Raw genomic sequence first — 6366 nt, 5'->3', positions numbered from 1 at the left:
TAGATGGAATTTCTATTTCTTCTTTCTGAATGTAACTCCAAACATCTAATTCTGTCCAGTTACTTATAGGGAATACCCGTACATTTTGCCCTAAATCAATTTTACCATTAAGGTGATCAAATAATTCTGGCCGTTGATTCTTCTCATCCCATTGACCAAAATCATCTCGTACTGAAAAAATACGCTCTTTGGCTCTTGCTTTTTCCTCATCTCTTCTAGCTCCTCCTATCGCAGCATCGAATTTAAATTCTTCTAAGGCATCCAACAATGTCGTAGTTTGTAAACTATTACGACTTGCATACTTACCTTTTTCCTCTATAACTTTACCTTGATCGATAGAATCCTGAACATTACGAACAATAAGCTCTACTCCTAATTCTTTTGCTAATCGATCTCTAAATTCTATAGTCTCTGGAAAATTATGACCTGTATCAATGTGTAATAATGGAAATGGTATTTTTGCAGGGTAAAATGCTTTCTGTGCTAATCGAACTAAAGTGATTGAATCTTTTCCTCCCGAAAATAGCAATACTGGCTTCTCAAACTGAGACGCTACTTCTCTAAAGATATAAATCGCTTCGCTTTCTAAATGACCTACTTCTAATTTTTCTAAACAAGAAGACATATTGATACTTATGGGAGATTTACTTCCTAGTACTTCCATTTTAAATATTTTTTAATGATTTTTAATACAATTATGATGTGCTATGGGTGAATTCAACTAGCCAATATGCAATCCACACTCTCTATTTTCTAATACCTTTGTAGGATCAAAATACGTGAATTCATTAGGCAACTGATGCTCTTCTAAGTACACATCCAGTCTTTCATCTGTATAATGATAAAAGGGACTCACCTTTAACACCCCGTCCTTACTAAAACTTAGAATATCTAGAGAATCTCTAAGTGAGGTTTGCCCTTTTCTAAGATTGGTAAACCATACATCTGGCTTAAATTCTGCCATTGCTCTTTTAAAAGGTTCTAGTTTTACCTGCTCTGTAAAGACCGCATGTTTAGGATCATCAATATCAGGAATCCCTAATACCACATCTCTATGAGCTGTAGTTTGTTTTGGGACAAATAATTGAATATTTAATTTCAGCAAATCTATCATCGCTTCTGCATGGCGATATGTATTTGAAGTATTATACCCTGAATCACACCATATAACAGGAATATTAGGTAATGCCTTGGAGCACACATGTAGAATTGATGCTTCATAAGGCCTGAAGTTGGTTGTTACTACTGGTGTTTTTGCATTAGACATTGCCCACAATGCAATATCCAATGGTGTTTTTTTCTTAAGCTCGTCATTGAGACTCACTACATTTTCTTTTATAAAATCCATTCTTTTTCAAATTCAATTTTTTTTATTTTTTTTAAATGATCATCCCATGTTCGCGCATTAACTGGGATTTCTTTATAAACATCATAACATTACTGACAGATGATTGTTTTTACATCAAATCATCGTGCCCACTTAATAGAATTCCAAATTCTTTCATGAAAAAAATACAGAATCATTTTAGTTATAAAGTCAATCGATGCGATTGAAGTAGCGACAGCAATCTTATTTGTTAATACATAAGAAACTATCAACGTATCAACTGTCCCTACCACTCTCCAACTTATCGCTTTTGCAATACTACGTATAGGTTTTTCAGAACCCCTATCATCCTCATACGTTGTCTTTTTTGAAGCTAATTTATACAATACCATTGGTCATACTTTTATAAAATTTAAATAAACATTATTAATTAATTGTTACTCTATAGAATACTGATTATCACGTGTAATATGAGTTTAAAGGTATATAAATTATAATCCCACAAATCTCTAGTTAAAGAATTTTATGAAATAACTAACAATAACCAGCAATTAGCTAAAAATTAACATAAAAAACTAAACATAACACTTGTTAAAAAGATAGTTAATTAAGAATTCAATAACGTTTTTAACAAAAAATTGAATATTTTTCCATCAAATCAACTTTCATTACTAGATAGCGTAGTTTTTCTCAAAAAAATCAAATTATGGCTGCTCATCAATACAACGATAACAAAACAGTAATTCGCTTTTTTCAAATCAATTTTAAATTAAAAAAAACCCATCTCCCTGTTTAATTAAAATAGATATTATGAACTCAAAAACATATTATCATCACCCAAAAACACCATATGTATTTGGAAGAATATTTTGTAAAAAAAAATGAACTCTCACTAAATCATGGGCATAAAAAAAACAGCTAGAAGTTAAAAATAACTTCTAGCTGTTTTTTTTATTAATTACTATACTATAGTACTACTATATTTTTGCTAATGCTTGCTCTATATCCTTAATAACATCATCAACATGCTCTAACCCTACAGAACATCTTACCATTCCGTTTGTTATACCAACAACCTGTTTATCTTCATCTGCCAACTTACTATGTGTGGTTGAGGCTGGGTGTGTTACTATCGTTCTCGTATCTCCCAGATTAGCTGACAACGAGCACACTTCTAAACTATCAAAAAATGTTTTTCCTCCCTGCACCCCTCCTTTTACTTCAAAAGCAACAATATTACCCCCTTGCTTCATTTGCTTTTTTGCGACTTCATATTGTGGATGTGACTTTAAAAATGGGTATTTCACCCAATTTACTTTAGGATGTGTTTCTAAAAAGGTAGCTAACTTCAATGCATTTTCACAATGACGATCTACTCGAACCGCTAATGTTTCTAAACTTTTTGACAATATCCAGGCATTAAATGGTGATAATGATGGGCCCGTATTCCTAGAAAACAAATAAATTTCCCGTATCAATGCTGCTTTGCCTACAGTCACTCCTCCCAAAACTCTACCTTGCCCATCAATTAATTTGGTTGCAGAATGAATAACCAGATCTGCTCCAAATTTTATTGGGTTTTGCAGATACGGTGTTGCAAAACAATTATCAATAATCAAAAGTAAGTTATGCTTTTTTGCAATCTTCCCCAAAGCTTCAAGGTCTAACACATCTACCCCAGGATTTGTTGGAGATTCTGCATAAATAATTTTTGTATTGGGTTGAATTAAGCTTTCTACTTTTTCTACTTCATCTACTCTAAAATAACTAGTTTCGATATTCCATTTCGGAAAATACTTTGTAAACAAAGTATGTGTTGATCCAAATACGGATCTAGCAGAAACAATATGGTCTCCCGCATCTAATAATGCAGCAAATGTTGAGAACACTGCAGCCATACCTGTTGCAAATGCATACCCATCTTCTGCTCCTTCTAATTTACACATCTTATCTACAAATTCGGTTGTATTAGGGTTACTAAAGCGACTATAGAGATTACGTTCTTTTTCTTCTGCAAAGGCAGCTCTCATTTCTTCAGAATCCTCAAAGACAAACCCTGATGTCAAATACATCGGTACTGAATGTTCTAAAAACTGTGTTTTATCTGCTTGGATTCTTACAGCTTGTGTTTCAAAATTCGAACTGTCGAGACTCATATTTCTTTATTATTAACAACTACTTTATACTCTATTGTAGCAGTAGGTTCTAATGTTTTTGATACAGAGCAATACTTCTCAAACGACAATTGTGCTGCTCTTTTTGCTTTTGCAGGAACAATATCCCCTTCAAGATAAACTGTAACTACAATACTCTTAAATGGTTTTGCTCCATCAATCTCTTCACGACTACCATCTACCTCTGCTCTATAATCAGTAATTTCTTGCCGTTGTTTTTTGAGTATTGAGATCACATCAATTGCACTACAGCCAGCTACCCCCATTAACACATACTCCATTGGACTTGGTGCCAAATCATGACCTCCCACTTTGGCGGTACTATCGATATGAGTTATGTGCCCTCTTTCATTTTTTAATTCAAAATGATAATCATTGTCTATTCTTTTGAGTTCTATTTTCATTCGTTTATATTTTTTATAGATGGTTTACCTGATCCTTATACTATCCTTTTTCTGCTAATCGTAGCACATCTCCAAATACACCTCTTGCTGTTACTGCTGCTCCTGCACCAGCTCCTTGTATTACTATTGGTTGATCACCATAAGACTCGGTATAAATTTCAAATATAGAGTCGGATCCTTTTACTTGTCCTAACGCACTACTTTGAGGTACTGAAACCAATTTCACATCAAGATTCCCTTTTTCTTGAGATAAATCTCCCCAAAGATCACCTATATATCGCAACACATGATCTGCTTCTTGGTCTTCTTTTATTTTTTGAAACACCTCATCTAATTCTGATAATTTTTCTAAAAACTCTTTTGCTTCACCTGCTCTCAATTGTTCAGGGATTAAGTTATGGATTACAACATCTTCAAATTCATTACTCAAATCTAATTCTCTAGCGAGAATCAACAATTTTCTTCCCACATCATTCCCACATAAATCTTCACGAGGATCAGGCTCAGTAAACCCTTTATCAATTGCTTCTTGCAAAACCTGACTAAAGGGCCTATCCTCTATAGAGAAAGTATTAAACAAATAACTTAATGATCCTGAGAAAACACCTTTGATTCTAGTTATATTTTCTCCTGATAAATGTAATAATTTGATCGTATCGATCAAAGGTAATCCTGCTCCAACATTTGTCTCATACAAATATTGTTTTTGATTTTCTTCTAAACTTATTCTTAACTTTTTATAAAAATCAAAACTTAATGTATTAGCTACTTTATTCGATGACACCAAATCAAAACCATGCGCTACCAAACGCACATAGCTATCTGTAAAACCTTGACTTGCGGTATTATCTATTGCTATTAAATTCTCTAAGTGATGCTCATCTGCGTATTGTATAATATCATCAACTGTATAAGAAACTCCTTTTTCTACAATATCACTTTCCCATTGCTCACTCACTCCATTTTTATTCAAAAGTGCTTTTCTGGAATTGGCGACAGCAAAGATATTAAGATTGATCTTTTTTCGTTTTTCAATTTGCTCTGCAGATTTCAAAATCTGATCTACCAAAGTCCCTCCTACTAACCCATGACCAAAAATGGCAATATTTATTTTTTTAGAAATTTCAAAAATCTCACCATGAATAACATTCAAAGCTCGATGCAATTGTTTTTTTTGCACTACCAAACTTACATTTTTACCCGTGACTGTATTATTAAACAGTAATGGAATAACCTGATTCTTAATAAGTGCATTATACGGTTTATGAAAATTACTCAAATCTTGCCCGATAATAGATATCACAGAAACTTCTTTTTCTATTGTTATACCACTAACGTCTCGCTTATAAAAATCTGATTCAAATTCCTGCTCCAGTATCGTTTTTGCTTCTTTTGCCTTATCTGCTTCTACAACAAAACCAATTCCTCTTTCTGATGAACCTTGAGAAATAATACTAACATTGATATTTTTATGTGCTAATGCTTTAAATATTCGAGCATCTACTCCTACTTTACCCAACAGTCCTCTTCCTTCAAGATTTATCAAAGCTACATTCTCTAAGACAGAAAGCGATTTGATCCCCTTCTCATTGACCTCAGAAGTAATAAGTGTTCCTTCATTTTTATGATCAAACGTATTCAAGATTCTAAGAGGTATATTCTTTTCTATCAAAGGAATAATTGTTTTTGCATGCAAAATATTAGCTCCAAAATAAGCTAATTCATTCGCCTCTGTAAACGACAGCTTCTCTATCTTTTTTGCATTAGGAACCAAATCAGGATTAGCTGTATAAATCCCATTTACATGAGTAAAATTTTGCAACTCTTCTGCGTCTAGGTAATTTGCTAGTAATGAAGCGGTATAATTACTTCCGTTTCTTCCTAAGGTTGTTGTCTCATTCTTGGTATTGGAAGCTATGAAACCAGTAACTATATTTACTGTAGTTCCATTATACTTCTCAAAATGACTCACCACATTCTCTTTAGAAAGCTTATCCAAAGGCAACGCATCTCCAAATTGACCATCTGTAACAATCAAAGATCTACTATCTGCAAAATGAGCATTAATATTTTTTTCTTTAAGGATATGTGTTATCAATTTAGCAGAAATAACTTCACCCTGTGACAACACTTGATCTTTTATTCTCTTACTATAGTCTCCTAAAAGAGAAACCCCTTCAAAAAGCTTATCTAATGTATCAAACTCTTGAGAAAAATCTATCCCCAAAAAATCAGCTGTTTGATATTCCTTAAATGCGTCTAGTTGTTCTTGATAGCTTTCATTATTAACTGCTTTTTCAAGAATCTCTTCGAGTTCATCTGTAGTACTTCCTCTAGCAGAAAGCACCACAGCGATTCTTTCTCCTTTCTTAACTTTTTCTTCTATTATATCTATCACGGCACGAATTCCTTTTCCGTTTGCCAATGATCTTCCTCCAAATTTTAAAATTTTCATCTTTTT

The 6366-nt window shown here is 33.2% G+C and carries 6 protein-coding genes; all 6 read right to left on the bottom strand.

Annotation, left to right across the window (positions count from 1 at the left end; genetic code table 11):
- Window positions 1–625, bottom strand: a 625-nt coding sequence (cysD, locus tag DG508_RS19250) for a sulfate adenylyltransferase subunit CysD (RefSeq protein ID WP_108869770.1), incomplete at its 3' end; no start/stop codon positions are given.
- Between the two features lie 96 nt (window positions 626–721).
- Window positions 722–1348, bottom strand: coding sequence for a phosphoadenosine phosphosulfate reductase domain-containing protein (locus DG508_RS19245; RefSeq protein WP_108869760.1), 627 nt, complete (start codon window positions 1346–1348; stop codon window positions 722–724).
- Between the two features lie 119 nt (window positions 1349–1467).
- On the bottom strand, window positions 1468–1719 hold the full coding sequence (locus DG508_RS19240) for a DUF2061 domain-containing protein (protein WP_108869758.1): 252 nt from the start codon (window positions 1717–1719) through the stop codon (window positions 1468–1470).
- A 585-nt stretch (window positions 1720–2304) separates the two neighbouring features.
- Entirely contained in the window at window positions 2305–3483 is a 1179-nt protein-coding gene (locus DG508_RS19235; RefSeq protein ID WP_108869756.1) for a trans-sulfuration enzyme family protein, read from the bottom strand.
- Window positions 3480–3905: an OsmC family protein gene (locus DG508_RS19230; protein WP_108869754.1), complete on the bottom strand. Its 426-nt coding sequence runs from the start codon at window positions 3903–3905 to the stop codon at window positions 3480–3482. Before DG508_RS19230 ends, DG508_RS19235 begins: the two co-directional genes overlap by 4 nt.
- A gap of 40 nt (window positions 3906–3945) precedes the next feature.
- A complete protein-coding gene (gene thrA, locus DG508_RS19225) occupies window positions 3946–6360 on the bottom strand; it encodes a bifunctional aspartate kinase/homoserine dehydrogenase I (RefSeq protein WP_108869752.1) in 2415 nt (804 codons plus the stop codon).
- Between the last annotated feature and the right edge of the window lie 6 nt (window positions 6361–6366).

The sequence above is a fragment of the Aquimarina aquimarini genome, assembly GCF_900299535.1.
GTDB lineage: Bacteria > Bacteroidota > Bacteroidia > Flavobacteriales > Flavobacteriaceae > Aquimarina > Aquimarina aquimarini.
This window is presented reverse-complemented; position numbering and strand designations above follow the sequence as displayed.

Coding starts and splice junctions, on each gene's coding strand:
- DG508_RS19235 (WP_108869756.1), bottom strand. CDS start 3,483: ATGAGTCTCGACAGTTCGAATTTTGAAACACAAGCTGTAAGAATCCAA.
- DG508_RS19240 (WP_108869758.1), bottom strand. CDS start 1,719: ATGGTATTGTATAAATTAGCTTCAAAAAAGACAACGTATGAGGATGAT.
- DG508_RS19245 (WP_108869760.1), bottom strand. CDS start 1,348: ATGGATTTTATAAAAGAAAATGTAGTGAGTCTCAATGACGAGCTTAAG.
- thrA (WP_108869752.1), bottom strand. CDS start 6,360: ATGAAAATTTTAAAATTTGGAGGAAGATCATTGGCAAACGGAAAAGGA.
- DG508_RS19230 (WP_108869754.1), bottom strand. CDS start 3,905: ATGAAAATAGAACTCAAAAGAATAGACAATGATTATCATTTTGAATTA.